Source organism: Pedobacter kyonggii, from assembly GCF_004310665.1.
In the GTDB taxonomy this organism is placed as follows: Bacteria; Bacteroidota; Bacteroidia; order Sphingobacteriales; family Sphingobacteriaceae; genus Pedobacter; species Pedobacter kyonggii.
Window position 1 is genome coordinate 1 of record NZ_SIXF01000065.1, and the last position, 1,880, is coordinate 1,880.

Here is a 1,880-nt window from a genome sequence, read left to right on the forward strand (position 1 = left end):
TAGGCGACACGAACAAGCAGAGAGTTCGTGAGAACTCGAAGCTTGATGCTTTGCAGAAGATGATGGTAGGTCCATCGGTATCGACGTACAGGCGTTGGTATCAAACTACCGCTAAGTTGCTGTGGTGAACGAACCATGGTGAGGAGCGTTAGCGGAAAAGGCATCCGAAGAGGTGTCAGGTAAGTTGTAAGAAGATGAATGTAAATGAACCACCGATGAGGTGTCGAAAGGATGAGATGATGTCAAAACTAAGTACAGTATCGACTTGGGATAAGCCAGAGAATAACCTGTTTATGCTCTGTCGGCATCCGGCATACAGGTGGCATGAGCTTACAACAGGCTTTTGCAAGGAACGTGTGAAGCTGTCGTCGCGATGTAAAGAGAAAAGTTCAAGCCGGTGCACCGGCAAGAAGGAAAGTATCGATGTGCGGCACGGTGGCAGACTGGTGCGTAGTAGTGATGAAGTTGCTGTAATGGCAATGGAGCGAAGGAGCCAGATTACTCAGCTTCCCGTTGAAGGAAACTGTAAGCAATTACAGGAGGTACGAAGATGAGGGAAGCAAAACCGTTCAAGATACAAAGGCAACAGGTAATGGATGCTTATTTGAGAGTCAAAGCCAATAGAGGTGGAGCAGGCGTAGATGCAGTAAATATGCAGGAGTTCGATAAGAACACAAAGCAGGAATTATACCGCATCTGGAACCGAATGAGTTCGGGCAGCTACATGCCTCCGCCTGTAAAACTGGTAGAGATCGAAAAGAAAGGAGGTGGGGTTAGACCACTTGGCATACCAACCATAGCCGACCGTATTGCCCAAACGGTAGTAGCTGACTTGCTGGGACAGCAACTCGACAAAGTGTTTCATGAAGATTCCTACGGGTATCGGCCAAACAAGTCAGCAGCCCAGGCACTGGCCAAAGCACGAGAAAGGTGCTGGAAATACAACTGGGCGCTTGACCTCGATATCCGATCGTTCTTTGATAATCTTCCACATGATTTGCTAATGAAGGCAATAAGAAAGCACATAGACTGCAAATGGGCGTTGCTGTACATCGAAAGATGGTTAGTAGCTCCSGTTCAAAAGACAGATGGCACAATCGTACCGAGGACGCAAGGCGTTCCTCAGGGTTCGGTTATCGGCCCCGTACTGTCAAATCTGTACCTGCATTACACTATGGATGTCTGGCTTCAGCGGAACTTTCCGCTATGCCCGTTCGAGCGTTTTGCAGATGACAGCATTGTACACTGCCAGACAGAAATGCATGCCATGAAAGTAAAAGAAGCACTAGAACTCCGGTTTGCGGAATGCGGACTGGAAATGCACAAAGAGAAGACAAAGATTGTGTACTGCAAGGACAGTAACCGACGAGGGAATTACCACACTATTGGGTTTGACTTTCTCGGCTATACATTTAAACCGAGACAAGCAGAGAACACAGTGCGTATGGTGTCATTTACCTGCTGGTTACCCGCTGTAAGTAACAAATCAATGTCCTCGATGCGCAAGAAAATGAAAGAATGGAGCACGCTCCGAACTGCAGGATGCCAGATTGAAGATATAGCGAAAGAGATAAATCCTGTGGTAAGGGGGTGGATCAACTACTACAGTAAATTTTACAAAACGAAATTAAAAAGCTTTATGAGAGAAATTAATCTAAGAATTGTCAAATGGGCACGGAGCAAGTACCTGAAAGTCCGACCGACAGTGTTAAAAGGATTGAGATGGCTGCGAGCCATTAGTGACAAACAACCCAATTTATTCACCCACTGGACATTCGGCGTACTTCCAACGGTTGAGGATAGGAGCCGGATGAGGTGAGAGTCTCACGTCCGTATCTGTGAGAACTTCAGCGTTGAAACACCTGGATTTACTCGTTGAG

1 protein-coding gene is annotated in these 1,880 nt (G+C 46.9%); it reads left to right on the plus strand.

Going from position 1 to position 1,880, the window contains the following annotated elements; genetic code table 11:
- Positions 1–550 precede the first annotated feature (550 nt).
- The gene (gene ltrA, locus EYS08_RS25535) at positions 551–1,819 is read left to right on the plus strand and encodes a group II intron reverse transcriptase/maturase (RefSeq protein ID WP_131032708.1); all 1,269 of its coding nucleotides are present in this window, start codon (positions 551–553) and stop codon (positions 1,817–1,819) included.
- The last annotated feature ends 61 nt before the right edge of the window (positions 1,820–1,880 follow it).